General features: G+C 67.0%; 24 protein-coding genes. 11 read left to right on the plus strand and 13 right to left on the minus strand.

The window, feature by feature from the left end; translation table 11 throughout:
* A partial coding sequence (locus ACWDSJ_RS24985) for a hypothetical protein (protein WP_450034647.1) occupies window positions 1–208 on the plus strand: 208 nt, incomplete at its 5' end.
* Between the two features lie 557 nt (window positions 209–765).
* Here the strand turns inward: ACWDSJ_RS24985 and ACWDSJ_RS24990 are convergent.
* The gene (locus tag ACWDSJ_RS24990; protein ID WP_450034649.1) at window positions 766–1,164 is read right to left on the minus strand and encodes a hypothetical protein; all 399 of its coding nucleotides are present in this window, start codon (window positions 1,162–1,164) and stop codon (window positions 766–768) included.
* 636 nt (window positions 1,165–1,800) lie between these two features.
* Complete coding sequence (locus ACWDSJ_RS24995) at window positions 1,801–2,793, minus strand: hypothetical protein (protein WP_450034651.1); 993 nt, start codon at window positions 2,791–2,793, stop codon at window positions 1,801–1,803.
* Window positions 2,794–3,064: 271 nt separating this feature from the next.
* Between ACWDSJ_RS24995 and ACWDSJ_RS25000 the strand changes: the two genes are divergently transcribed.
* The gene (locus ACWDSJ_RS25000; protein WP_450034652.1) at window positions 3,065–4,264 is read left to right on the plus strand and encodes a helix-turn-helix domain-containing protein; all 1,200 of its coding nucleotides are present in this window, start codon (window positions 3,065–3,067) and stop codon (window positions 4,262–4,264) included.
* Here ACWDSJ_RS25000 and ACWDSJ_RS25005 read toward each other — a convergent pair.
* Window positions 4,245–5,552, minus strand: coding sequence for a serine hydrolase domain-containing protein (locus ACWDSJ_RS25005; RefSeq protein WP_450034653.1), 1,308 nt, complete (start codon window positions 5,550–5,552; stop codon window positions 4,245–4,247). The genes ACWDSJ_RS25000 and ACWDSJ_RS25005 overlap by 20 nt on opposite strands.
* A gap of 188 nt (window positions 5,553–5,740) precedes the next feature.
* The gene (locus tag ACWDSJ_RS25010) at window positions 5,741–5,896 is read right to left on the minus strand and encodes a hypothetical protein (RefSeq protein WP_450034654.1); all 156 of its coding nucleotides are present in this window, start codon (window positions 5,894–5,896) and stop codon (window positions 5,741–5,743) included.
* Window positions 5,897–6,008: 112 nt separating this feature from the next.
* Between ACWDSJ_RS25010 and ACWDSJ_RS25015 the strand changes: the two genes are divergently transcribed.
* Complete coding sequence (locus ACWDSJ_RS25015; protein ID WP_450034655.1) at window positions 6,009–6,887, plus strand: helix-turn-helix domain-containing protein; 879 nt, start codon at window positions 6,009–6,011, stop codon at window positions 6,885–6,887.
* 119 nt (window positions 6,888–7,006) lie between these two features.
* Here ACWDSJ_RS25015 and ACWDSJ_RS25020 read toward each other — a convergent pair whose 3' ends face one another.
* The 8 genes from ACWDSJ_RS25020 to ACWDSJ_RS25055 form a co-directional block, all read right to left on the minus strand.
* The gene (locus ACWDSJ_RS25020) at window positions 7,007–7,864 is read right to left on the minus strand and encodes a lysophospholipid acyltransferase family protein (RefSeq protein ID WP_450034892.1); all 858 of its coding nucleotides are present in this window, start codon (window positions 7,862–7,864) and stop codon (window positions 7,007–7,009) included.
* Between the two features lie 77 nt (window positions 7,865–7,941).
* Window positions 7,942–8,760 carry a GNAT family N-acetyltransferase gene (locus ACWDSJ_RS25025; protein ID WP_387369992.1) on the minus strand — a complete coding sequence of 273 codons (819 nt, stop codon included), beginning with the start codon at window positions 8,758–8,760 and terminating at the stop codon, window positions 7,942–7,944.
* 131 nt (window positions 8,761–8,891) lie between these two features.
* The gene (locus ACWDSJ_RS25030; protein WP_450034657.1) at window positions 8,892–9,653 is read right to left on the minus strand and encodes an ABC transporter permease; all 762 of its coding nucleotides are present in this window, start codon (window positions 9,651–9,653) and stop codon (window positions 8,892–8,894) included.
* Window positions 9,650–10,642 carry an ABC transporter ATP-binding protein gene (locus ACWDSJ_RS25035; protein WP_450034658.1) on the minus strand — a complete coding sequence of 331 codons (993 nt, stop codon included), beginning with the start codon at window positions 10,640–10,642 and terminating at the stop codon, window positions 9,650–9,652. Before ACWDSJ_RS25035 ends, ACWDSJ_RS25030 begins: the two co-directional genes overlap by 4 nt.
* Window positions 10,643–10,702: 60 nt before the next feature.
* Window positions 10,703–11,317 (minus strand): PadR family transcriptional regulator, encoded by a 615-nt coding sequence (locus tag ACWDSJ_RS25040; protein ID WP_450034660.1) that lies wholly within the window; start codon window positions 11,315–11,317, stop codon window positions 10,703–10,705.
* 13 nt (window positions 11,318–11,330) lie between these two features.
* A complete protein-coding gene (locus tag ACWDSJ_RS25045; RefSeq protein WP_450034662.1) occupies window positions 11,331–12,593 on the minus strand; it encodes a glycosyltransferase family 4 protein in 1,263 nt (420 codons plus the stop codon).
* Window positions 12,590–14,104, minus strand: a complete 1,515-nt coding sequence (locus tag ACWDSJ_RS25050; protein WP_450034663.1) for a 1,4-alpha-glucan branching protein domain-containing protein — start codon at window positions 14,102–14,104, stop codon at window positions 12,590–12,592. Before ACWDSJ_RS25050 ends, ACWDSJ_RS25045 begins: the two co-directional genes overlap by 4 nt.
* A 4-nt stretch (window positions 14,105–14,108) precedes the next feature.
* Complete coding sequence (locus ACWDSJ_RS25055) at window positions 14,109–14,888, minus strand: class I SAM-dependent methyltransferase (protein ID WP_450034664.1); 780 nt, start codon at window positions 14,886–14,888, stop codon at window positions 14,109–14,111.
* 189 nt (window positions 14,889–15,077) lie between these two features.
* Here ACWDSJ_RS25055 and ACWDSJ_RS25060 point away from each other — a divergent pair, with 189 nt between their 5' ends.
* From ACWDSJ_RS25060 to ACWDSJ_RS25095, 8 genes are all read left to right on the plus strand, one after another.
* The gene (locus ACWDSJ_RS25060) at window positions 15,078–15,863 is read left to right on the plus strand and encodes an electron transfer flavoprotein subunit beta/FixA family protein (protein WP_387369978.1); all 786 of its coding nucleotides are present in this window, start codon (window positions 15,078–15,080) and stop codon (window positions 15,861–15,863) included.
* A gap of 34 nt (window positions 15,864–15,897) precedes the next feature.
* Window positions 15,898–16,857: an electron transfer flavoprotein subunit alpha/FixB family protein gene (locus tag ACWDSJ_RS25065; RefSeq protein ID WP_387369976.1), complete on the plus strand. Its 960-nt coding sequence runs from the start codon at window positions 15,898–15,900 to the stop codon at window positions 16,855–16,857.
* A 101-nt stretch (window positions 16,858–16,958) separates the two neighbouring features.
* The gene (locus ACWDSJ_RS25070; RefSeq protein ID WP_450034665.1) at window positions 16,959–17,906 is read left to right on the plus strand and encodes an aminoglycoside phosphotransferase family protein; all 948 of its coding nucleotides are present in this window, start codon (window positions 16,959–16,961) and stop codon (window positions 17,904–17,906) included.
* A 263-nt stretch (window positions 17,907–18,169) separates the two neighbouring features.
* Window positions 18,170–19,861 (plus strand): sensor histidine kinase, encoded by a 1,692-nt coding sequence (locus tag ACWDSJ_RS25075; protein WP_450034666.1) that lies wholly within the window; start codon window positions 18,170–18,172, stop codon window positions 19,859–19,861.
* Complete coding sequence (locus ACWDSJ_RS25080; protein WP_450034667.1) at window positions 19,861–20,271, plus strand: roadblock/LC7 domain-containing protein; 411 nt, start codon at window positions 19,861–19,863, stop codon at window positions 20,269–20,271. The genes ACWDSJ_RS25075 and ACWDSJ_RS25080 overlap by 1 nt, the downstream gene beginning before the upstream one ends.
* A gap of 8 nt (window positions 20,272–20,279) precedes the next feature.
* Window positions 20,280–20,627, plus strand: coding sequence for a DUF742 domain-containing protein (locus tag ACWDSJ_RS25085; protein ID WP_387369968.1), 348 nt, complete (start codon window positions 20,280–20,282; stop codon window positions 20,625–20,627).
* Window positions 20,602–21,228: a GTP-binding protein gene (locus tag ACWDSJ_RS25090; RefSeq protein WP_387369966.1), complete on the plus strand. Its 627-nt coding sequence runs from the start codon at window positions 20,602–20,604 to the stop codon at window positions 21,226–21,228. Before ACWDSJ_RS25085 ends, ACWDSJ_RS25090 begins: the two co-directional genes overlap by 26 nt.
* Window positions 21,225–22,460 carry a cytochrome P450 family protein gene (locus tag ACWDSJ_RS25095; RefSeq protein ID WP_387369964.1) on the plus strand — a complete coding sequence of 412 codons (1,236 nt, stop codon included), beginning with the start codon at window positions 21,225–21,227 and terminating at the stop codon, window positions 22,458–22,460. The genes ACWDSJ_RS25090 and ACWDSJ_RS25095 overlap by 4 nt, the downstream gene beginning before the upstream one ends.
* A 100-nt stretch (window positions 22,461–22,560) precedes the next feature.
* Here ACWDSJ_RS25095 and ACWDSJ_RS25100 read toward each other — a convergent pair whose 3' ends face one another.
* Window positions 22,561–23,418, minus strand: coding sequence for a LysR family transcriptional regulator (locus ACWDSJ_RS25100; protein ID WP_387369962.1), 858 nt, complete (start codon window positions 23,416–23,418; stop codon window positions 22,561–22,563).
* Window positions 23,419–23,466 lie beyond the last annotated feature (48 nt).

Genomic DNA, 23,466 nt, shown 5'->3' on the forward strand with positions numbered 1-23,466 from the left:
TTTGAAGGATCACGCGGTGACCACCCTCTACTCGGCTACGACACGCCACCACTTCGCTGGCGTCCGGTCGTACACCATCCTGCTGGACACAACCTCGACCGACCCCGAAGGCGGCCAACCCACAGGGTATGGTCTTGACCAGTGCTTGTCGCGCACGTCGCTCGGCAGTACTGCAGCTCTTCGAAGGGCCGACGCGAGCTGCGCCTGAGATGGGCTCTGTACGCAAATGAGGTTCCCCGATAACCACAACTCCTGGAATCCTGTCGAACTGGCCCGACACAAGTGATATCTGGCGCAACCATCCCTGAGATTCTGCCCTCGCACGGCAAGTGACCGAGCCAGATTTTGCAGCCAGAGTCGGGAAGCTTCAGATTTGGCAACCCCTAGGGGCCTGCGTATTGCTGTTTTGCACTTTCCGTCTGGCGTGACTCTAGCATCTGATGGACACAATCGAATAGCAACCCATCAGCATTGACAAGGCGTTCCATATAGCGCGCACTGTCAGGAGTCTTCACCAGTTTATGTTTCCATTCTCGGTACGCCAAGGGTAAAGTCCAATGTACAAAACTGCATCATCTAGGGAAATAGAATATTCAACCGCAAGAGCTTTGAAATGATAGACTTCGACCCGCTTCACTAGTGAAAACTCTTCGAGTCTAAGCCATTCCCTGATCATTACATCTTGACGACTGATCCTGAAATCGATACGCCCCACCTCTTCCAGGCAGTATTCTCGAACATAATCGGGACTGAACGTCAATATCTTTACAACCATCTCCGGGTGTGGATTGCCGTCAAATACAGCCTAATCGACTGCGCAAATCCGAAGGAATATCCAGATATCAAGAGGTTGGGCAGCTTAGTCTCGCGGCTCTTTATTTCCGCGATGACATCGTCAATATGATAGCGTTTTTTGCTCTTATGCCAAAGAAATTTACGACGGTACATGAGCGCGTCTACTAGCACTGCCGCCAGAATGACCGCCAGGAATACCGCCACTCTCAAAAATAGCGACGCCCACACCACAACTGTTGCGGGGTTGGCGACATCTGCGTTAGCCAGCGTCACTATAAATTTCACTGCAGGCTCAAAATCGCTGAAAATGAATGCAGCGATTCCACTTATTGTAACAGTCGAAGCAAGGAGAGCCCTCTTGCGGTTCATGCCTTTGATATACCCCTTGCGTTACATAGTGTTACTTGCAGCCGATCGAACTGACTCAGCCAGCGACTACACCCATGGATAGGTCTACCCGTAGCAGATTCGAGCCCATCTGTCCTTCCTGTCCATTTTTTAGACTCCCTGGGACGACCGCGTCTAGGCCCCACTCGCTCGTGGTCGCGCATCGGCCTTCGGACCCGGAATCAGTTTCGTCAACACGCCGCGCTCGCGGAATCGGTGCGGGACCGCGATCGATGGATGAAGAGGGGCACGTGAGGCAAATCGAGCACATCACCCTAAGGCACTGGCAGAAGGCACTCGCCTCGACCGACACAGGGCTTCACGTGGACCATGCGCAATCCACGAATAGCCTGGACAAGCGGCCTGCAATACTGATCGCGATAACTGAGCTGGCTGACCGGACGGTCGGCCTGACAAGAGGTCTTTGTGTCAAGCCCTATCGGCAGGAGTCTCACGAACTCGACAGGCTGCTTAACAAACTGTCACCCCAGCATGCACCGACCCCCATCGGTGGGCGCGGTGAAGTACTTGCGCAGCGTGAGCAGGTAGGCAATGGGACACTCCTGTGCGTTTGATTCTGCGAGTGCGCCTAACTCGAATTCATGCCCCGGCTCCGCCTCAGACCAACTGCAACTCCGCCATGCGGACGTCCAGTTTCCGAGCCACCTCCGACCCCGGTGCCCGAACATGGATCAACGTGCGCGCACTCTGCAACTGGCCCGACACCCGAGCAGAGCCCTCCGCCGCTCCAACCTCCACACTGTCGAGAATCGCGCTCAGTCCGGCATCCATGTCACCGGCGTCCACATAGATTCTCCCGAGCAGGATGTATGAAGCCGCTCTGTCACGAACTGCGTGCAATCGCAACGACTCTCGTGCGGCGTCGATGGCCGCGTCCAGGTCACTGATCTGGTGCAATGCCTTTGCGCGCATCCGAGCGATGTGCCCTGCCATGCAGAAGTAGGCCAACGACTCCTGCGGCGTGCGCGGAGTCGACACGTCGAAACGCTCTGCCCGAGCGATCGCCTTCCGGGCGTCGGCTCGATACCCGGCCTTCGCTTGCGCGAGCGCGGTGATGCCCGCGGTGTGCGCCCGTAGCAACGGATCTCCAGAACGAGCCGCACGCATCTCCGCCGCCGCTGCCTGATCGACCGCCACGGCGGGCTTGCCGACCTCTTCGGTCATGCCGGACCACTCGGCCATGGCCATCGCGGCCGCCGCGTCGTCGCCGATCTCGTCGGCCAGGCCTCGCGCGGTCTCGAAATGCTCCTCCGCCGAGGCGGTGCGCCCGAGGTCGAACAGCTGCCATCCCGCCGACGTAGAGATCTTGCTCTGCAGCGACTTCAGTCGGCGCTCCAGCAGATCGTTCGGCCCGGCCACCAGAGCCTGGACGATGTCGACCTGGGCGAGAATCGTCCGGATCGCCGCCTGCGGGCCGAGCCGATCATCTTGCAGCCGCGCCTGATTCAGCATCGTCTCGATATTGTCCAGGACCGCAGCGTCGGCGCGGCGGGGAGCTGCGACCGCGCGGATCGTACGTTCGACCTCGTCGGCGCTGAGCGCCGCGGTGATCGCGGGCGCCGCGGCCGTGATGATGGCGATGGCTCGCATAAGCTCTCGACGTTGCACTTCGTCAACCTCCTCGCCGTCCTCGTTCCAGCGTAGGGCAGTCTCGATACCCGTACCTTCGCTTCTGGGCCGCGAGCCTCGCCGCAGCTGTATCTCGCCCGCATACAGGGGGCATGGCCGAACAGGCCTCAGATTCGTTGGTACCCAGCGGCATTCCTTCGACCATGCGGATCGGGTGTTTGGTAGGTTTGCCCGGATAGCAGAATCTCCCTGTTTTGCACTGCTTTTCGCCATCGGTGTGCATAATTCTGTTGTGGCCCAGGTTCCGCGTGAACTCGATCCCCAATCCTCCGCTGCTGCTGCCTTCGGGGCCGAACTGCGCGATCGGAGGGTGGCGGCTGGGCATTCTCAGCGCGGGCTGGGGAAACTCGTTTTGGTGAGCGGTGCGTTGATCGAGAAGATCGAGAAGGCACAGCGGCGTCCCCATCCTGATCTTGTGGGTCGTCTCGACAATGCACTCGATGGCAACGGTGCGTTGGTCAGGTTGGCGACGGAGTTCTTGGAAATGGATGACGCCCTGAATCTTTCGCGGTTCGAGGACTTCTCGCCGGACAATGCCGAGGAGCGCCTGCGTCGCTTGATTGTCGAGGTGCGGGCCGCCGATCATACGATGGCGACCGACAGTATCCGCGACGTGGTGGCCTGTGCGGAATCGGCGGAAGCGATAGCACAAAGGGTGTCATCGCGTGAGCGCGTACAGTTGCGGCGGACCGTGGCCGAAGCTCAGCAGCTGGCCGGTTGGATGATGTTCGATCGTGGTCGGATTAAAGTCGCCGATGATCTCTTTGCGCGAGCTCGGTTTTCCGCTGAGCCGGCACAGGCGTTCGATCTGATCGCGTACATCGTCGGCCCGAATCAGGCGTTCATGCACACCTGGAGCGGGGATGCAGCCAAGGGCGCGGAACTCGCCTACGGGGCATTGCCGTGGGCCTACCGTAGCGGCAACAGGAGGCTCAGTGCCTTCGTCGCGACGATGGCGGCACGGGCTCACGCCAAAATGGGCGAATCCGCACTATGCGAGAACATGCTGTCCACGGCAGAGGCCGAACTCGAACAGCACTCGGGTGAAGACGAGGATCCCTACTGGCTCACAGTATTCGATCACGCGGCTTTGGCCGGACACCGCGGGTCCTGTTTGCTGGCACTCGGTGATCCCGCTGAATCAGTGCAGGCACTGCGGGAGCAGGAATACAGCGGCCCGGAGGCTTTCGTCAGGAACAGAATTATCTGGCAGCTCGAAAGCGCTATCGCCAGCTCGAGAATCGGTGACGCCGATGCCGCTCTTGCCGGGATAGACCGTGCGCTGGACTATGCGCGGCAGGGCTCGGTCACTCCCCGCGTGATGCGGGTGTTCCGCGCAGCCGATCACCAGTTGCATGCGGTGGTGCGCGGGTCGGCCGTCACCTCGGATACACACGATCGGCTGCACCGATTCATTGCGGTATCCGAGTGAGAAGATAAGTGGCCCAATGCAATTCGATACGTCCTTCCGTTCGCGTCACCAGCAGTAGCTCACCTCGAAATCGTCCGGCGACCGCGCGGAACCGGCCCGGCCCTTCCTCGGCGAAATGCGTGTCTGTAGCGGCGGGATCGGACGCGAGATGGGCATGTAGGCCATCGCCGCGCCAGGTGAAGACCGTCTCATCCGACTCCATCCACCAACTGCCGAGAAGTTCCGCCATTTCCGGTGGGCACGGCGGTGCGGGCGTCCATACCGCGGGCGATGGGCTCGGCTGTGTCGCGATCGCGTCGAACGTGACCTCGGCCGCGAGTGCCGCGAGATCCATGCTCCGTGTCGCGTTCGCCAGCGCGACAACGACTGTGCGCGTTGCCCTATCGAGGCTGAGTGCGGCCTGAAAGCCGGGCATCGAGCCAGTGTGTCCAGCCAAGACGTGATCCCCGTGCCGATCGAGGATCAGCCCTAGACCCCACCCTCGTTTCCAGGAAGCCGCATCGACCATGACCTGTAGCTGGTGCATCGCGTCAACCACCTCCGGCGGCACGACGTCGGGTTCACCTCCGCACAAGGCGTGTCCCCACCGCAGAAGGTCCTCACCTGTGGACCAGAGCTGTCCGCCCGCGCCCACCGCCGCTTGGTCCATGGTCGGCTCAGGGGTGATGGCGTCAGCATAGGGATCGAGTCGGTAACCGACGGCCGCCCCGGGCGGGCACGTCCACCGCGTGTCAGGTAATTCCAACGGCCGCAATAGGATTCGGTCGATAAGCGTTTCGTACGCTTCCCCTGTGACCCGTTCGATGATCTGACCGAGCAGCGCGTAACCGAGATTCGAGTAGTGCCATCGTTCACCCGGCGATGCGAGCCGCTCGACGTCGCCGAGCGCGGCCATCAACTCCGTCGCCGACGGTCCTTGCATGCTCTCCCACATCGACCCGGGAACTTCTCTTTGCAGCCCGCTGCTGTGCGACAAGAGAGTGCGGAGCGGCACATCCGCGAAGTCCAGTCCGGGCAGATATCGGCCGATCGGCGCGTCCAAGGACAAATCACCCTGGTGCCACAAGGACAAGACCGCGGCTGCCGTGAACGTCTTGGTGATCGAGCCGATTCGATAAGGAGTAGCGCTGGTCGTCGGGATTCGACCCGCGACGTCGGCGAATCCCGCCGTTGCCGAGGCGAAGCGAACGCCTCCCACGCCGACGGCGACGACCAAGCCCGGCACCCGGTGGCGTGCCTGGTCGCGGGCGACCCGTGCGTTCAGATCCGACTGGAAATCGGTGTCCATAAGTCCCTTTCCGCCTTACCCAGCATCCCATAGCTCCATGCCGACAACTCACCTGTCGGCATCGGCGCCCTACCGTCGGCCCTGGCTCTGGACCACCCTGAGAAGGGCCAAGACGCTCGTTCGATCAATTGTTGGAAAGAGGTTTTCCATGTCTCGGACTGCTTCCTTCTCATGCTTTCGACAGACCGTCACGCCCATGTGACCATCTCGTGCAATGCCACCTCGCCGTCGACTTCGGTGTCCCCGGAATACCGATACAGCACTACCGAGCCGAGGAGCACGCCGCGCGAATCTTCGCGGCCGAGGCCGAACGACAGCAGCTGGCACACGTAACGGTCGACCACGCCGTGACCTCCGACCTAAAACCCCTTCCCTACCAACGACTCTTCCTCTTCGACCCGTCGGAAATCACACGATGAAAACTGACGAACCATATTCGAATCAGAAAGGAACACAATGCCCGCACAAGGATCGACACTCGCGCTCCGAGCGCTCGGCCGACGGTTGTACACGCTGCGGAAGAAAGCCGACATCAGCCAGGCATACGCGGCGAGCATTCTCGGGATATCACCCCAAACCATGGGCAGGGTCGAAGAAGGACTCTCGGCACGCTCGGCGAGCGACCTCTACATGAACACCCTCTGCGATCTCTACAGCGCACCACAAGACGAGCGCCGACTCATCCTCGCCCTGGCACACGAAGTCCGGGTCATCGCCAAACGCGGCGGCGGATGGTGGCGAGCGCACCTGGACCGAGGCCCGGTCGAATTCGACCCTTACACCGTCGTCGAGGGCGCGGCCAACCGACTGACGACCTGGGCGGTCATCGTCCTGCCCGCTATCGTCCGCACCCCCGACTACACCCGCGCGATGACCTGGACCCGATACCCCAACGAACCGACCGACCAGGTCGAGGAACGCATCCAACGCACCCTCAAACAGCAACGCAGCCTTGACGATCCGGACGTCACCATCGAGATCATCCTGTCCGAGGCCGCACTGCGCGAAGAATGGGGCGGCCCCGCCGTCATGACCGAACAACGCCGCCACCTCGCCGAGATCGCCCAACGCCCCAACGTCACGATCCGAGTGGTCCCCTTCACCACCCGCCACCACCTCGGACCCCTGATCGGCCCGTTCTCCCTCATGGAATTCCCGCCGATGTCCAAATCACGGATGACCCATCCCCCGATCGTCCACATCGAGGGATACGCCGGAGACCTCTACCTCGAACGCCACGAAGAGATCACCCGCTACAAGGCCGCGATCCCCGAACTCCGACGCGCAGCCCTGACCGAAACCGACTCCAGGGCACTACTTCTGCACGAGAACTAACCCCAGCCGCACCCTTTGTTCGGATCCGCACCCCTTTCAGGGCCACAGAACGGGTGCGGATTCGAATAAAGGGTGCGGCTGGGTTGCCGTACCTGGGGGTTGGGTTGCCGTGCCGGGGGTCAGGAGGCTGCGGGGATGGGGTCGGGGACGATTTCTCGGGTGGGGCCGGTGCCTACCGCTGTGGCGTGGGCATCGATGTCGACGGTCTCTTCGCCGCGGATGGCGGATTCGCAGCGGCGGGCCAAGTCGTGGCGGTCGGAGCCAGGCTGTTCCAGGGGCAGCAGAACGACCTCGGCCACAACGCCTTTCGAGCGCAACACTCGGCGGGCCGAATCGAGGAAGGTGTCCACGCCGACGAAACCAGGGACAGTGGACAACTCGCCGTCAGCGTCGAGGTAGCGCAGCCGAATCGGCTGAACAGGCACCCCAGCATCCACCGCCGCCTGAAACAACGCAGGCCGCGCACGCCCATGCGCCCGCCCACACCACGTCGTCCCCTCGGGAAACATCGCCACCCGCTCCCCCGCACGCAACCGAGCAGCCATCTCCCCGATCACCGACGGCAACTGCCGCAACCGCTCACGTTCGATCGGAATGACCCGCATCCGCCGAGCAAGCCCACCCAGCACCGGCCACTCGATCAGATCGGCACGCGCCACGAAACCCATCGGCCGTACCGCCGCCAGGACGATCACATCCGTCCACCCGACATGCGGGGCAACCGTCAGCACCCCACCCTCACCCACGTCCGACGCCCCACGCTCATCGATCACCCGCAACCGAATCCCACAGAAGCGCAGCACCGCCCGCGCATAGCGGCGATGCAGCCAGGGCCGGAAACTCCGGGGAGTGGCGACGTTGACGACGGGAAAGCTCACGAACAACCCGATCACGCTCAGGATGCGGAAGCCCGTGCGAAGGCTCCCCGCCGCCGCGTCGATATCGACACAGGAAGGCCCGCACGGGCTCGACGGCATCCAAGCGTGCACCGGCGCCGCCGGTGGACACGACAGCTTCCCGGAACCAGGTAACGACTGCACTGCGAGGGTCATGATCACCGTCCGTCGAAAGTGTTTGCGGCGCTCTGCAATCGATCGAGATAACGAGTGTTGATGGTGGACAGCCCGAGCAACGCGACGAAGTCCGCGACGGCGAAGTCGGGATCGTGCGCGGGCTCGCCGCAGATCTCGGCGTTGAGCCGCAGATAGCCACGCAACAACGGCGGGATCTTCGGCCGCGCAGGCGGTTCCAGCTCGTCGAGAGTCAACCCGTCCACCACCACGGGGTTGTACGGCCGCACCCGCTGCGCCGGATCGCACGCGTGCCGGGCCATGACGAAATCCCGCACCCCGCGCACGTTCACCCCGGGCGCGTCGGCCTCGGTCTCGCGCATCGGGACCGACACGCACCCCATCACCCAGTCGTAGCCGGTGAGCTGGATGTAGTGCAGAATGCCCGCCCACATGAGGGTCAGGACCGAGCCGTTGCGGTGGTCGGGAACCACGCAGGCCCGGCCCATTTCGACGATGCGGCGGCCCTCGGGGTCCATGTCGGTGAGGTCGAATTCGGTGGCGGTGTAGTAGCCCCCGGCCGCGCGCACCTTGTCCGGCGGCAGCATTCGGTAGCACCCGACGAACTGGTCGGTCAGTTCGTCGCGGACCAGCAGGTGGTCGCAGTGCTCGTCGAAGCGGTCGGCGTCGAGGCCGTCGGCGTTGACCGGGATGTCGAATCCCGGCTCCGACGCGAACACCTGGTAGCGCAGCCGCTGTGCGGCGGTGCGATGTTCGAGATCGGAGGAGACCACCAGCGAGTACTGCGACCGGCCCGCCCCGGCGTCCGCGCGGCCCGCGGTCAGCACTGACGTAGATGTCATGACCCGATGAAGCCAGTCCGAGTCGGCCCGGGAGCGACCGCCGAGTGTCGCCCCGATGCCAGTCCGGTGAACGAGACGGCCGTCACACATACCGTTCACCGGCTCGACGATTCGGGTTCGCCCGGTCTCCCTCAGGCGTTTTCGCGAGCGAAGCTGCGCGCCCCGATCACGATCAACACCACTGCCACGGCCGCGGTGAGCCCGGTGCCGAGATACACCTCCGAGGCGGTGAAGTCGCCGCGGAACAACGCGCGGGCCGCCTCGACGGTGTGCTTGAACGGATTGACGTCGGACACCACGCGCAACCACGTCGGCCCCAGGCTCATCGGCAGCAGAATGCCCGACAACAACATGAGCGGCACCGCCACGGTGTTGAGGATCGAGGCGAGCACGTCCTCCGCCCGCGCCCACAGGGCCAGCGCGTACGAGCCCGACGCCAGCCCGGCGGCCATCACCGAGATCAGCAGCACCGAGGCCAGCAGCCCGAACACATTGGGCCGCAACGAGAACGCGATCGCCGCCACCGCGACCAGCACGAGCGCCTGCACGATCAGCACGACCATATCCTTGAGCACCCGGCCCAGCAGCAACGCGCCGCGCCGCGCGGGGGTGACCCGTTGCCGTTCGATCACCCCGGCCCGCAACTCGCCCACCATGCCGAACCCGGCGAACATCGAACCGAACAGCCCGACCTGGATGACCAGCGCCGGGGTGAGGACCTTCCAGGGGTCCGCGCCGCCGCCCAGCGACGGCGCGATCGCCTTCACCAGCGGACCGAACAGCACCAGATACAGCACCGGCTGGCTGAGCCCGATGAAAACCCAAGCGGGATTGCGCAATTGGACGCGCAGCTGCGACCAGAAGATCAGGCCGGTCTCACGGAGAAAGGTCATCGGTCCTCCTCCCGGAGTGAACGCCCGGTGACGGTGAGGAACACGTCGTCGAGGCTGGGTCGTTGGACGGTGAGCGAGCCCGGGGTGATGCCGTGCTCGTCGAGGGCGCGCAGCAGCGGCACCACGGCCGCGTCGCCGCGCGCCACGGTGAGGTGCACGCGCCCGTCGGTGTACAGCTTCGAGCGCGGCGCGACCGTCTGCTCCGCGATCCGGATCGCGAGTTCGGCGTGCGCGTCGGCGATTTCGAGGCTGATGACATCGCCCGAGATGCGCTGTTTGAGTTCGTCGGGCGTCCCGGCCGCGACGATCTCGCCGTGGTCCATCACCAGGACGCGGTCGCACAGCGCGTCGGCCTCCTCGAGGTAATGGGTGGTGAGCACGATGGTGGTGCCCTGGTCGCGCAGCCGCCGGATGTGCCCCCACAGATTGGCCCGGCTCTGCGGGTCCAGTCCGGTGGTCGGCTCGTCCAGGTAGATCAGGCCGGGCCGGTGCACCAGGCCGAGGGCGATATCGACGCGGCGGCGCTGCCCGCCGGACAGTTCGCGGCATCGGCGCGGGCCCAGGCCCTCCAATTCCAGTGCGGTCAACAGGCTTTCGGCGCTCGCCACCGCCTCGGCCCGGCTCATGCCGAAAAGCCTTGCCTGCAAGACCAATTGGTCGATGACCAGCTCCACGTCGGCGGTCATGCCGCCCTGTGCCACATAGCCGATGCGCGAGCGCACGGTGCGGGGGTCGGCGCGCAGATCGGCCCCGGCGATCGCCGCCTCCCCCGCGGTCGGCGCGAGCAGCGTCGCGATCATGCGCAGGGTCGTGGTCTTGCCCGCGCCGTTGGGGCCGAGCAGCCCGACGATCTCGCCGTCGCGCACCTCGAAGTCCACGCCGCGCACCGCCTCGACCGGGCCCGTTTTCGTTCGAAACGTTCGCGCCAGCCCCCGAACCCGGATGACCGAGGTTCGGGTGCGGTCACGAACGGTTGCCGTCGTTTCCATACCGAGAACGGTAGGAACGACGGCTCGAATAGTCAAGCTTTAGTATTCAGACTTGATTAGCTACGCTGGGGCGGTGCCCTCCTCCGTCCACGGCGGGATCGTCCACACGTTCAGCTCACCGGATTCGATGCGCCGCAAGGTCTTTCGCGACCACTCCAGATCAGCCCGGGTGTGGTCGGCGGCCAGTTGCAGGTTGTCGGCCACGTGATACGGCTCGGCCTCGGCCGGATGCCCGGACCCGGCGAGCACGCGCGCCACCTCGCGCTCGAGATGCAGCAGATCGGCCTCGAACTTGAGGATGCGGCTGCGCAGCGCGGCCACCACCTCGTCGCGCGGCGCGGCCGGGAACAGCGCGATCGCCGCGTAGTAGGGATGCTTGGGCTGCTCGGTCGACCACAGCGCCTCGCGCACCAGGTCGCCGAACACCTTCTCGCCCTCGGCGGTCATCCGATAGGTCGTGCGCTCGGGCCGCGCCCCGTCCTGGCCGACCTCCTCGACCGCGATCAGACCCTCCCGGTGCACGGTCTTCAACGCGCCGTAGACGGAACCGGGCTTCACATTGGCCCAGTCGTCGGCGTGCCAGGACAGCAGTTCCCGGCGCACGTCGTACCCGTGCACCGGTTGCAGCATCCGGACCACCGCCAGCACCAGCATTCGCGTCGTGGGGACAGCCATGCCGGAGATTCAATCAGAGCGGGTTGCCCGGATCCCGTTCCGGCAGCGGCCGTTCGACGATCTCGGGGCGCCCCAACGGATTTCGCACCCGGCGCTTGGCGGCCTGGTAGACCTGGATGGTCTCCGCGGCCACGACATCCCAGGCGAAGTCCTCGGTCAGCCGCTCGCGCGCGGCGTAGGCGCGGTCCTGGGTGGCGGCGGGATCGGCGAGTACGGCCGTGACCGCGTCGACGAGGCCGTTCACATCGGCGGGTTCGAACGACGCCCCGGTCACGCCGTCGAGCACGAGTTCGCCCAGCCCGCCCGCGGTCGAGGTGATCAGCGGCGTCCCGGCGGCGGCGGCCTCGAGGGCGACGATGCCGAACGGCTCGTAGCGGCTGGGCAGCACGATCGCGTCGGCTCCGTGCAGCCAGCCCAGCAGTTCCACGTGATCGAGGCGGCCCACGAAGTTCACCGCCCGCGCGACCCGATGCACCCGGGCGCGCTCGCGCAGCCAGTCGAACTGGGTGCCGACCCCGGCCACGGTGAGCGTGGTCCCCGGATGCGCGCGACGCACGCGCGGCAGCGCGGCGATCGCGTCCTGCACGCCCTTCTCGTATTCCAGCCGCCCCACGTACAGCAGCCGCGGCGGTCCCGAGCGCGGCGCGCGATCGCGAAAGGTCCACGCGCCCACGTCGATTCCGTTGCGGATCACGGTGATCGCCGCGAGGTCGGGGCCGTAGAGCCGCTCGACCTCGTCCTGCATCGACGCCGAACACGTGATGAGCGCGTCGGATTCGCGGGCCAGCCACCACTCGACCGAGTGCACCTGCTTGTTCACCCGGCCCGACACCCAGCCGCTGTGCCGCCCGGCCTCGGTCGCGTGGATCGTCGACACCAGCGGCACGTCGTAGTGCTCGGCCAGCGCGATCGCGGGATGCGCGACCAACCAGTCGTGGGCGTGCACCACGTCGGGGGTCCAGCCCTCGGCGATACCCGGCTTGCTCAGCCCGATTCCGGCGCGAACCATGGCGTGGCCCATGGCGAGGGTCCAGGCGAGCATGTCCTCGCCGAAGTCGAAGCAGGGCGGATCCTCGGCCACCGCGACCACCAGCACGCGGTCCTCGATGTAGGAGTGGGTGGGGTGGGTGGCCGCGTCGGTGCCCATCGGACGGCGGGCGAGCACGACCACCTCGTGCCCGGCCGCGGCCAGTTCGGTGGCCAAATGGTGTACGTGCCGACCGAGCCCGCCGACCACCACCGGTGGGTACTCCCACGACACCATCAAAATTCTCATGCTGGTCCTTCGAGGCGGCGCGCGTCGAGCGCCGGAAAGAGTCCGTCGGCCGCGTACCATCCTGCCGCCAACTGCCCGGCTTTGGCGAGTTGGCCGGACGAGACGGCGGCGGCGATCTCGCGCACGGCGTGGGCGTGCTGGTGGGCGCGGTCGCGGGCGTACCCCGCCGCCGAATCCTTGCTGACCATGAAGGCCCAGTCGCTGGAGACGGTCAGAATCGCCTCGCGCAGCAGCTGATCGGCCACCGGATCGCGCGAGCCGTCGGCCTGCACCCGCATCTTGTCGAGGATGTCCAGGGTCAGGCGCACGATCTCGTCGTCGAGTTCGACCAGATCGGCGACCTGCTCACCCGCCCACACCCGCCAGTCCTTGCCCGAACCCCAGGACGAATCCGCCAATTCGACCGGGGCGCCGACGAATCCGCGCGCGCGGGCGTCGGCGAGCGTGCCGACGGTGACCCCGGCCTCGGGCAGCGCGCGCAGCACCTGTTCGAGCCAGAGCGGGCCCTCGTGCCACCAGTGCCCGAACAGTTCGGTGTCGAACGCGGCCACCACGAGCGCGGGACGGCCGATGCGCTCGGATTCGGCGATCAACCGCTCGCGCACGGTCCGCACGAAATCCGCGACGTCGCGGGCGACCGCGGCCGCGGCGAGGTCGGGATCGTAAGGAGCCTTGTCGGGTCCGGCCACCTGTTTGCCGGTGACGCGCGCGGGTTTCAGGCCCGTGGCGTGGTCGTAGTGATGGAAGTCACGGTAGTGGGCGTGGCCCGGATAGCCGGACTTCGGCGACCACACGCGATAGCTGACCTGGAGATCGCGGCCGAAGGCGAGCACCGGCGAATCCCACACGGGGCGGCCCAGACTCGTATCCCCGCGCAGGGCGGGACCATCGACCATGAAATGCGTCACACCCGCGGCGGCGTAGGTCGTCTCCATGCCGGGGGTGAAACCGCATTCGGGCGCCCAGATTCCGGTCGGCGCGTGCCCCCAGCGCTGCCGCGCGTCGGCGAGTCCCTCGGTGAGTTGGAAGGACCGCAGCCGCGCGTCCAGCAACGGCTGGAACGGATGCGCGAGCGGGCCGCCGAGCAGCTCGATCGCCTCGGCGTCGATCAGCTCCCGCCACACCGGGGAACCGCCGTGCCGCCAGCGCAGCTCGAAATCGGCGAGCGCCTCGGTCGCGAGCCGATGCTCGTAGCCGCCGAGCGCGCGATTGCCCGCCAGCGCCGCCTCGTCCGCGCGCAGCCGCCAATTGCCCAGCCAGTGATGCATTCCCGACAGGCAGTGCGGATCGTCGAGCTGGGCGGCGAGCACGGGCGTGATGCCCAGGCTCAGCAGATGCGAACGGCCTTCGGCCGCAAGGGTTCTCAGCACCCGGACGAGGGGTAGATAGGAGGCGGCCCAGGACTGGTAGAGCCACTCCTCGCCCACCGGCCAGCGGCCGTGCCGGGCCAGCCACGGCAGATGGGAGTGCAGCACCAGGGTGAACTGGCCCGGGACCACGCTGTCGCTCAAGGGTTCACCGAGCTTCGGGTTTGACCGCGACCGCCACCAGATCCAGGCTGGCGTCGATATCGGCGGTGCGCAGCACGAAATCCTCGGTGCGCACGGCCGCGACATCGGCGGCGAGGTCGGCGGGCCACGGCTCCCCGGCCAGCGCGCGGCGGATCTGCGCGTCGATGATCGAACCCTCCCATTTCGCGTCCAGCGCGAGCAGGTCCGGGCCGTGGTGCACGCCGGTCATCAGTTCGACGCGAAAACCGGCCGCCACCAACAACTCCGAGAGTTCGGCGGCGTTCAGCTCGCGGGTGTGGAAGGGGTTCAGCGGCGTATCGCGGCCGGGCGAGAAGGTGATCCGGTTGGGGGTGCTGATGAGCAGCGTGCCGCCCGGCCGCAGCACGCGCAGGCATTCGCGCAGGAATCCGGCCTGATCCCAGAGATGTTCGATGACTTGGAAATTCACCACCACATCGATCGTGCCGTCGTCGACGGGCAGGTCGGCGAGATTGCCCTGGATCATCTCCACCCGCGGGTAGGCCGCGCGCACGTGCTCGACCGCGCCGGTGTCGTAGTCCACGCCGATCACCCGCGCGGCGACCCCGGCGATCATGTTCGCGCCGTACCCCTCGCCCGAACCGGCCTCGAGCACGACCCGCCCCGCGCACCGATCGAGCAGCCGGGCGTAGACGATCTCGTGGCGGCGGAACCAGTAGTTCTCCTCGGGGATCCCCGGAACCGTCCGCTCACCGGTCAGCGGCAGGGTGTCGACGGGTGGCTCGACGGGTACGGCCTCACTCATTCACCCGACGTTAGCGGTTGCCTGTATCACACCCGGACTCGGAGGTGGTGATGCAGAACATCACACCCTAAGTTACCCATGAGTAACTTAACGTAGGGTAATGTCCCAGCACGAGCTATTCGTGGACGTACGGCCCGGTCGTGCGACCCCACCCCCCGTGCCATAAGAACAGGAGGTCGACGAAGACCAATGCCGAATATCGTCGTACTGATCAAGCAGGTTCCCGACACCTGGTCCGAGCGCAAGCTGTCCGATGGCGACTACACCCTCGACCGCGAGGCCGCCGACGCGATCCTGGACGAGATCAACGAGCGCGCCGTCGAGGAGGCGCTGTTGATCAAGGAGGCCCAGGGCGGCGAGGTGACCGTGCTCGCGATGGGTCCGGAGCGGGCCACCGAGGCCATCCGCAAGGCGCTGTCCATGGGCGCCGACAAGGCCATCCACGTCAAGGACGACGCGATCCACGGCTCCGACGCCGTGCAGACCGCGTGGGTGCTGGCGGGCGCGCTGGGCCAGATCGAGGGTGTCGAACTGGTCATCGCCGGTAACGAGGCCACCGACGGTCGCGCGGGCGCGGTGCCCGCGATCATCGCCGAGTACCTGGGCATCCCGCAGCTGACCCACCTGCGCAAGCTGGCGGTCGACGGCGACAAGATCACCGGCGAGCGCGAGACCGACGAGGGCGTGTTCAAGCTCGAGGCCAACCTCCCGGCCATCGTCTCGGTCACCGAGAAGATCAACGAGCCGCGCTTCCCGTCCTTCAAGGGCATCATGGCCGCGAAGAAGAAGGAAGTGCAGACCTTCAGCCTGGCCGACCTGGGCATCGACCCGTCGACGGTCGGCGTGGGCAACGCGGGTTCCGCGGTCACCGGTGTCACCCCGAAGCCGCCGCGCACGGCGGGCGAGAAGATCGTCGACGAGGGCGAGGGCGGCCAGCAGATCGCCCAGTACCTCATCGGCCAGAAGATCATCTGACGCCGCGCCCCGAGCTACGACAGGAGAGAGAACAATGGCAGAAGTACTCGTGCTCGTGGAGCACGCCGAAGGCGCGCCGAAGAAGGTCACCAACGAACTGCTGACCGCGGCCCGCACCCTGGGCACCCCCGCCGCCGTCGTGCTGGGCGCCCCCGGCACCGCCGACAAGCTGGCCGACGCGCTGACCGCGGCCGGCGCGGAGAAGATCTACGTCGCCGAGTCCGACGACGTCGACGGCTTCCTCGTCACCCCGAAGGTCGACGTGCTGGCCGGACTGGTCGAATCCGCCTCGCCCGCAGCGGTTCTCGTGGCCGCCTCGGCCGAGGGCAAGGAGGTGTCGGGCCGCCTCGCCGCCCGCATCGGTTCCGGCCTGCTGGTCGACGTCATCGACATCAAGGAGGACGGCACCGCCGTGCACTCCATCTTCGGTGGCGCGTTCACCGTGGACGCCAAGGCCACCGGCGACCTGCCGGTGATCTCGGTGCGCCCGGGCGCGATCGAGGCCAAGGCGCAGTCCGGCGCCGGGGAGAAGGTCACCGTCGAGGTGCCCGCGCAGGAAGAGGGCGTCACCAAGGTGACCTCCCGCGAGCCCGTCGCCGGTGGCGACCGCCCGGAGCTCACCGAGGCCACCATCGTGGTCTCCGGCGGCCGCGGCGTGGGCAGCGAGGACAACTTCCACAAGGTCGTCGAGCCGCTGGCCGACGCGCTCGGCGCCGCGGTCGGCGCCTCGCGTGCCGCCGTCGACTCGGGCTACTACCCGGGCCAGTTCCAGGTCGGCCAGACCGGCAAGACCGTGTCCCCGCAGCTGTATGTCGCCCTGGGCATCTCCGGCGCGATCCAGCACCGCGCGGGCATGCAGACCTCGAAGACCATCGTGGCCGTCAACAAGGACGAAGAGGCCCCGATCTTCGAGATCAGCGACTACGGCATCGTCGGCGACCTGTTCAATGTCGCGCCGCAGCTGACCGAGTCGGTCAAGGCCCACAAGGGCTGACGCGCTTTTCGGGATGCCCCGGCCGATCCTCGGCCGGGGCATCCCCCGTTTTCTACCGAAAATGCCTTGCCCCCAACGATTCCGGACGGAAGGGTAGGCGGATGCCCATCACCGTGCCTCCCTTCGTGGCCGCGACGATTCGGACGAACTTCCCCGACCGCGGCGCGCGATGGCTCGCCGATCTGCCCGATTTGGCGGAAAGACTCACCGTCGAGTGGGAATTGGAGATCATCGGCCCGGCCTTCGAGGGCGGCACCCATTCCTTCGTCGCGCCCGTCCGGCGCGCGGACGGTTCGCTCGCCGTCCTGAAGATCCCGATCGTCGACGAGGAGAATCGGGCCGAGGCCACCGGGCTGTTCGCCTACGACGGTGACGGCGCGGTCCGGCTGTACGGCTACGACCCCGCCTCGGGCGCGCTGGCGCTGGAGTGGGCGCGCCCCGGGACGCCGCTGCTCGAACAGCCGGGGTTCCCGAGCCTCGAGGGCCGCGCCGAGAACGCCGACCGAATCGAGCTGGCCTGCGGCCTGTTCCGGCGACTTCGCCGCACACCGGTGCCGGTTCCCGCCGAGTGGCCCGAGCTGCCGCGCGTCGCGGATATCGTGGCGGACTGGACCAACCGGTTCGTCGAGTCGAAACCCGCATGGACCCAGGCCCTTCCGGCCCGCCTGCTGGACCGCGCCGCCGCCGACTGCGCCGACCTGGCCGTCCCCGACGGCCCGCCGCTGATCGTCAACCGGGACACCCACCTGGGCAATATCGTTGCCGCCGAGCGCGAACCGTGGCTGCTCATCGATCCCAAACCCTGCCTCGGCGAGGCGGCCTTCGACGGCGGATTCCTCGTCATGATCCAGGTGCAGGCCGATCCCACCCCCGCCCACGCGGCGGCCGTCGTCGAGCGGACCGCGAACGCTTTGTCCGTATCGCCCGAACGCGTGTGTAAATGGGCCTTCCTCCGCGCATTGGAGGAAACTTTCTGGTCGGTAACAGACGGGGACGAGCGGTTGCGGGCGCTGCACCTGCGGGTAGCCCGCGCACTTTCGGCAACCTGACCGACCGGTTTCGAGAACGGCTCGAGGACAAGGCATTTCCCTTGCCACCGACGAGACACCGTTGGGTCGCGCTCTCGTAACGAAAAGGTCGCTGCCACCCAGAAATGCTGATACTGTTTGCCGTCGAGCGCCGGGGCCGGTGATTATCTCCACCGTGCCGAGCCCGGCCCTTGGGACGTTGGAGTCATCCGGCCGAGTGGTGACGTGTGGTCGGCGAAATGAGGAAGGACGGACGGCCGGGCTGCCGGCGACGAGGGAACCTGATGAATCAATCTACCGCCGTGACGATTTCGTGGATCCTCGCCGTTGTCGCCTTACTCGCCGTATTCACGGCGTTGGCGGCGGCCTACTACGCGGCGCAGCAACGCACCCGGGTCGCCCGGGCCGAGCGAGCGGCGCAGACCCGCGCCACCGAAGCGGAACAGACGCTGCTCGCCCGCGAGGAGGACTTCGCCCACGCGCTACGCGCCCGGGAGGACGAGTTCGAACGCGCCCTGCGCACCCACGAGGACGAGCTCGAGCATTTCACCACCAGCACAACGAGTTTCATCGCCGACGCGGTGCGCCGCGGCGAACCGCGCGTGGAGTTGCAGCTCGGCGGCGGCGACCGTTTCGCCCATCTGCTCCAGGGGCTGGCCGATCGCTACGGCGAGGAGTTGCGCACGCTGGTCGCCGAGACCGAGCAGCGCGTCCGCCTCGAGGCCGAGCAGGCCACCCAGCAGGCGGTCGCGGCGGCCCAGCAAGCGGGACGCACCGAACAGGACCGGGTCGCCAAGGAGGCCACCAGCGCCGCGGTACGCGCGTTCGGCACCGCGGTCGTCAGCCTCGGCGCCGACGTGAGCCAGGTGGTCAGCAGCGCGCTGCGGGTGCACCGCGGCGACGAGGTGTACGAGACCCTCACCCGCATCGACCACAGCGTGCAGCAGATGATCCGTCAGGCGCAGTCCTACGTGATCGTCTGTGGCGGTCTGCCCGGCCGGCGCTGGCCGCAGCAGACCCTCACCGACGTCGTCGGCGGCGCGGTCGGCCGCGTCCGCGACTTCACCCGGGTGCGGCCGAACCAGCTCGACCGCATGGTCATCAGCCGCGCGGTGGAACCGCTCGTGCACACGCTGGCGACCTTGCTGGACAACGCCCTTCGCTACTCGCCGCCCACCTCGTTCGTGGACGTGACCTTCCAGGAAGGCCACCACGGCGTCACCGTCATCATCGACGACGCCGGTGTGCGGATGAACGCCGAGCAGATGGAGGAGGCCCGGCAGGTACTGGCGGGCGAGAAGGTCGTCGACATCCACGGCCTCGGCCCCGCCCCGCGCGTCGGCTTCCCCGGTATCGCCGCCCTGGCCCGCCGCTACGGGTTCACGGTCTACATCGACGGGCCCAACACCTACGGCGGTATGCGCGCCATGGTCTACATCCCGGAGGCCCTGCTCGCCCAGCCCGTGACCGACACCCCGACCGAGAACGCTCCCGCCACACCGGATCAGCCCGCGCTGCCCAGCCGTGCCGAGAGTCGCAGCGAGGTCGCGGTTTCCATCGTTCCCGCGGCCGTGGAGTCGGCTCCGGTCCCGGCGGCGCAGCCCGCCGAGATCGCCCCGCCCGCCGCGTTTTCCGCCCCCGCGGAGCTCACCAGGCCCACCGCGGTCCCCGATCCGGCGCGCGAATCCGCGCCGGCGGCCGCCTCCGCTTCCCTCGCACCCATCAGGTCCGCGTCGGAAACCACCTCGGAGGAGCCGGAACACGAGTCGACCGTGCACGACATCACCCCCGGCGGACTGCCCCGGCGTCGACGCCGTACCGTCGCCGTTTCCACCCTGACGCGTGGCCCGCGCCCGGACAGCGAGACCGAATCCGATAGTGATCTTCCCCGAACCGATATCGCAGCCGCCTGGCACAGCGGCTCCCGGAGCGGCCGTGCCGCCGCATACGAAAACACCGAAGGGATGACATCCTGATGGGCACACCCGTGACGACCGTCGCCGACGGCACCAACAAGTTGGCCTGGTTGCTCGAGGACCTCACCGTTCCCGGCGTCCGATTCGCCGTCCTGTTGTCCGAGGACGGTCTGCGGATCGCGCATCACGGCCAGATCGACGTCGACGACGCCGAGCGCTTCGCCGCCGCCGCGTCGGGTCTGCGGTCGCTGGGCAAGGCGCTGGGCGAGTTCGCCGGCGCGGCGAATTCGGTGCGGCAGAACATGACCGAGTACGACAACGGGATGATCTTCATCACCGCCGCGGGCGAGGGTGCGCTGATCGGGGTGTCGGCCACCGGGGACGTGGACGTCAGCCTGGTCGCGCACCGCATGAACGAACTAGCCGCGCGGGTCGGCCGCGAACTCGGCGCTCTGCCGCGCCAGCGGTAGCCGCGGCCATGCGGCACCGACGTGATCCCGATCTGGTCCGGGCCTATGTGCGCACCGGCGGCCGTTCGCGGGCCAGCCGGGAACTGGACCTGGTGACTTTGGTTCTGGCGGCGAGCAATCCGACGCTCGGCATCGGCCCCGACGCCCGCCGAGTCATCGGAGTGTGCAGCCGACGCGGCGCGTTATCGATCGCCGAGATCGCCGCCTATCTAGACCTGCCGCCGTCGGTGGTGAAGATCCTCGCATCGGACCTCCTCGACAGCGGCCACCTGGTCGTCCCCGCTCCGGCCGAACCGACACCGGAGCTGGCCCTGCTCGAGGAGGTACTGAATGGGCTCCGCGCTCTCGCCGTCTGAGCGCCCGATCGCCCCACCCGAACGCACCGTCGACTATGTTCCCGAGACCGTCACCCGGTCGGTGAAGCTGTTGGTGGCGGGCAACTTCGGTGTCGGCAAGACGACCTTCGTGTCCAGCGTGTCGGAGATCCGGCCGCTGCGGACCGAGGAGACGATCACCGAGGCCAGCGTCGGCGTCGACGATATGGCCGGGCTGCCCGGCAAGGTGACCACCACGGTCGCCATGGATTTCGGCCGCATCACGCTGAATCCGACGCTGGCGCTGTACCTGTTCGGCACCCCGGGCCAGCAGCGGTTCGTCCCGTTGTGGGAGGAGCTGGCCCGCGGTGCGCTCGGCGCGCTCGTCCTGGTCGACACCCGCCGCATCGAGAAGGCGGACGAGGTGCTGGCCACGCTCGAGGAACGCGGCGTGCCGTATTCGGTGGCGGTCAACGAGTTCGAGGGCGGGCCGCGTTTCCCGCTCGAGGAGATCCGCGACGCCCTCGACCTCGCGCCCGACACGCCGCTCACCACGCTCGACGCGCGGGAGCGGCTGGGCTGCGTGGAATCGCTCATCACCCTTGTCGAATATCTCTTCCGACGCTCGGAGGCTCGTCTTTGACCTTGCCCGACCCGACACTCAACCGAACGCCGCACGGCTCGCCGATCGACAATGACGGCCCGCGGATTCCGCTGTTCACAGATGAATTCACGGCCGACCCGCACTCGATCTACCGCGAGATGCGGCGTCGGTTCGGGTCCCTGGTCCCGGTCGAGCTGGCCCCGGGGGTGCCCGCGACGCTGGTGATCGGCTACCGCACCGCGGTGCAGATCCTCAACGATCCCGAGCACTTCCCGGCCGACCCCCGCATCTGGCAGAAGACCGCGCCGACCGACAGTCCGGTCCTGTCGATGCTCGAGTGGCGGCCCAGCGCGCAGCGCAGCGCGGGGCTGGAACACTCCCGCTATCGCGAGGCCGACGTCGCCGCGATCGACGCCATCGACCTGCACGCCCTGCACTCGCTGGTCGAACGCCTCGCCGTCCCGCTGATCAACGACTTCTGCCAGGCCGGGCAGGCGGATCTGGTGGCGCAGTACACCGCTCCCCTGTCGGCGGGGGCGATCAACGCGCTGCTGGGCTGCCCGCCCGAGATCGGGCAGCGCATCGTCGAGGGGTTCGGCACGCTCGACGGCGACCAGGGCGACCGCGTCATCGACGAGGCGGCCGCGGAACTGGTGCGGCTCAAGCGAACTCAGCCCGGCGACGATCTGGTGTCGCGGCTCATGGCGCATCCGGCGCGGCTCACCGACGAGGAGATGCTGCATCAGATCGTCACGCTCTACCGCGCGGGCATCGAGCCCGAGCAGCACCTCATCACCAACACCCTGCGGCTGATGCTCACCGACGAGCGGTTCGCGGGCGGCCTGCTCGGCGGCGCGCTGCCCAGTCGCGACGCGCTGGACGAGGTGCTGTTCACCGATCCGCCGAGCGCGAACTTCTGCGTGAGCTATCCGCGGCGACCGGTCCTCATCGACGAGGTCTGGTTGCCCGCGCATCAACCGGTGGTCGTGAGCCTGGCCGCCTGCAACAACGATCCGGCGGTCGGGGCGCGCCAATTCGCCGACAACCGGGCGCATCTCGCGTGGAGCATCGGTCCGCACGCCTGTCCCGCGCGGTCGGCGGCCTATCTCATCGCCCAGGACGCCATCGACCAGCTGCTCGACGCGTTGCCGGAAATGCGTCTGGCCGTACCGGTTTCGCAGCTGAAGTGGCGGCACGGGCCGTTCCTGCGGGCGCTGGAGACGCTACCGGTGGTCTTCACGCCCAGTCCCCCACTGCCCCTTCTGTTCTGAGCCTCGCGGCCGCCGCGGCCTCACCGCTGTGCAACGCCGCCAGCGGAAGGCCGGAACCTCGTGCTGCGCAACGCCGCCAGCAGAGGGCCGGGGGCAGACCTCACGCGCTGTGCAACGCCGACAGCAGAGTCTCCAGGATCGGGGAGATCCGGGCCTCGCTGCGCAGTACCGCCGACACGGGTACGCGCAGCGGGCGCCCGGCGAGCCGGAGCGTCGCGATGCCCTCGGTCTGGCTGTCGGCGTAGAGGATGGTCCAGGCGTCGGGGCGGTTGATCAGTTCCATGGTGGCGGTGTGGTCGGGCGGGATCGGCGGGCCGAAGGTCGGCCGGATGGGCAGGTCCGCGAACGCCTTGCGCACGACGTTGTGCAGCAGCACCTGTTCCTGTTCCGGCGGGAGCAACAGCGGGAAGTCGCCGAGCCGAGTGAGCGTCACATCCTCCCGGCCCGCCAATGGATGCGCGGTCGAGGTCGCCACCACGAGGTCCTCGACCCACAGTTTCTCCACCCGCAGACCGGGCTGATCGACGCTCCCCCGGATGAGAGCAAGATCACAGTCGCCGTCGGCCACCGCGGCGATGCGCTGCCGGAACGGCTTGATCACGAATTCGATCTCCGCACCCGGATGCGCCTCGCGCGCACCGGCTATCGCGGACAGCGAACGGTTTGCGAAGGACATGTTGGCGGCCAGGCGAATTCGCGGCCCGGACGTGCGAACAGCTGCGCGAATGGCGGATTCGAGGCTCAGCATCTGCTTCGCAAGGGGAAGTAGCCGCGTGGTAGCGTCGGTCGGCACCACCGATCGGGTGGAGCGCTCGAAGAGCTGCACACCAAGATCATGTTCCAGCCGCGCGATTTGGTGACTGATAGCGGATTGCGATATATAACATCGCGTGGCGGCGCGGCTGAAGCTCAGCTCCTCGCAGACCGCGACGAAATAGGACAGCTGCCGCAGTTCCATCGTGATCTCCATTCATGACCGATCCAGATAAGAGTCATCTGAATTATG

Source organism: Nocardia sp. NPDC003482 (assembly GCF_053588115.1).

Coding starts and splice junctions, on each gene's coding strand:
- ACWDSJ_RS25035 (WP_450034658.1), bottom strand. CDS start 10,642: ATGGAAACGACGGCAACCGTTCGTGACCGCACCCGAACCTCGGTCATC.
- ACWDSJ_RS25005 (WP_450034653.1), bottom strand. CDS start 5,552: ATGGACACCGATTTCCAGTCGGATCTGAACGCACGGGTCGCCCGCGAC.
- ACWDSJ_RS25015 (WP_450034655.1), top strand. CDS start 6,009: ATGCCCGCACAAGGATCGACACTCGCGCTCCGAGCGCTCGGCCGACGG.
- ACWDSJ_RS24990 (WP_450034649.1), bottom strand. CDS start 1,164: ATGAACCGCAAGAGGGCTCTCCTTGCTTCGACTGTTACAATAAGTGGA.
- ACWDSJ_RS25075 (WP_450034666.1), top strand. CDS start 18,170: ATGAATCAATCTACCGCCGTGACGATTTCGTGGATCCTCGCCGTTGTC.
- ACWDSJ_RS25040 (WP_450034660.1), bottom strand. CDS start 11,317: ATGGCTGTCCCCACGACGCGAATGCTGGTGCTGGCGGTGGTCCGGATG.
- ACWDSJ_RS24995 (WP_450034651.1), bottom strand. CDS start 2,793: ATGCGAGCCATCGCCATCATCACGGCCGCGGCGCCCGCGATCACCGCG.
- ACWDSJ_RS25085 (WP_387369968.1), top strand. CDS start 20,280: ATGCGGCACCGACGTGATCCCGATCTGGTCCGGGCCTATGTGCGCACC.
- ACWDSJ_RS25070 (WP_450034665.1), top strand. CDS start 16,959: ATGCCCATCACCGTGCCTCCCTTCGTGGCCGCGACGATTCGGACGAAC.
- ACWDSJ_RS25045 (WP_450034662.1), bottom strand. CDS start 12,593: ATGAGAATTTTGATGGTGTCGTGGGAGTACCCACCGGTGGTGGTCGGC.
- ACWDSJ_RS25100 (WP_387369962.1), bottom strand. CDS start 23,418: ATGGAACTGCGGCAGCTGTCCTATTTCGTCGCGGTCTGCGAGGAGCTG.
- ACWDSJ_RS25060 (WP_387369978.1), top strand. CDS start 15,078: ATGCCGAATATCGTCGTACTGATCAAGCAGGTTCCCGACACCTGGTCC.
- ACWDSJ_RS25020 (WP_450034892.1), bottom strand. CDS start 7,864: ATGCCGTCGAGCCCGTGCGGGCCTTCCTGTGTCGATATCGACGCGGCG.
- ACWDSJ_RS25080 (WP_450034667.1), top strand. CDS start 19,861: ATGGGCACACCCGTGACGACCGTCGCCGACGGCACCAACAAGTTGGCC.
- ACWDSJ_RS25065 (WP_387369976.1), top strand. CDS start 15,898: ATGGCAGAAGTACTCGTGCTCGTGGAGCACGCCGAAGGCGCGCCGAAG.
- ACWDSJ_RS25025 (WP_387369992.1), bottom strand. CDS start 8,760: ATGACATCTACGTCAGTGCTGACCGCGGGCCGCGCGGACGCCGGGGCG.
- ACWDSJ_RS25090 (WP_387369966.1), top strand. CDS start 20,602: ATGGGCTCCGCGCTCTCGCCGTCTGAGCGCCCGATCGCCCCACCCGAA.
- ACWDSJ_RS25030 (WP_450034657.1), bottom strand. CDS start 9,653: ATGACCTTTCTCCGTGAGACCGGCCTGATCTTCTGGTCGCAGCTGCGC.
- ACWDSJ_RS25055 (WP_450034664.1), bottom strand. CDS start 14,888: ATGAGTGAGGCCGTACCCGTCGAGCCACCCGTCGACACCCTGCCGCTG.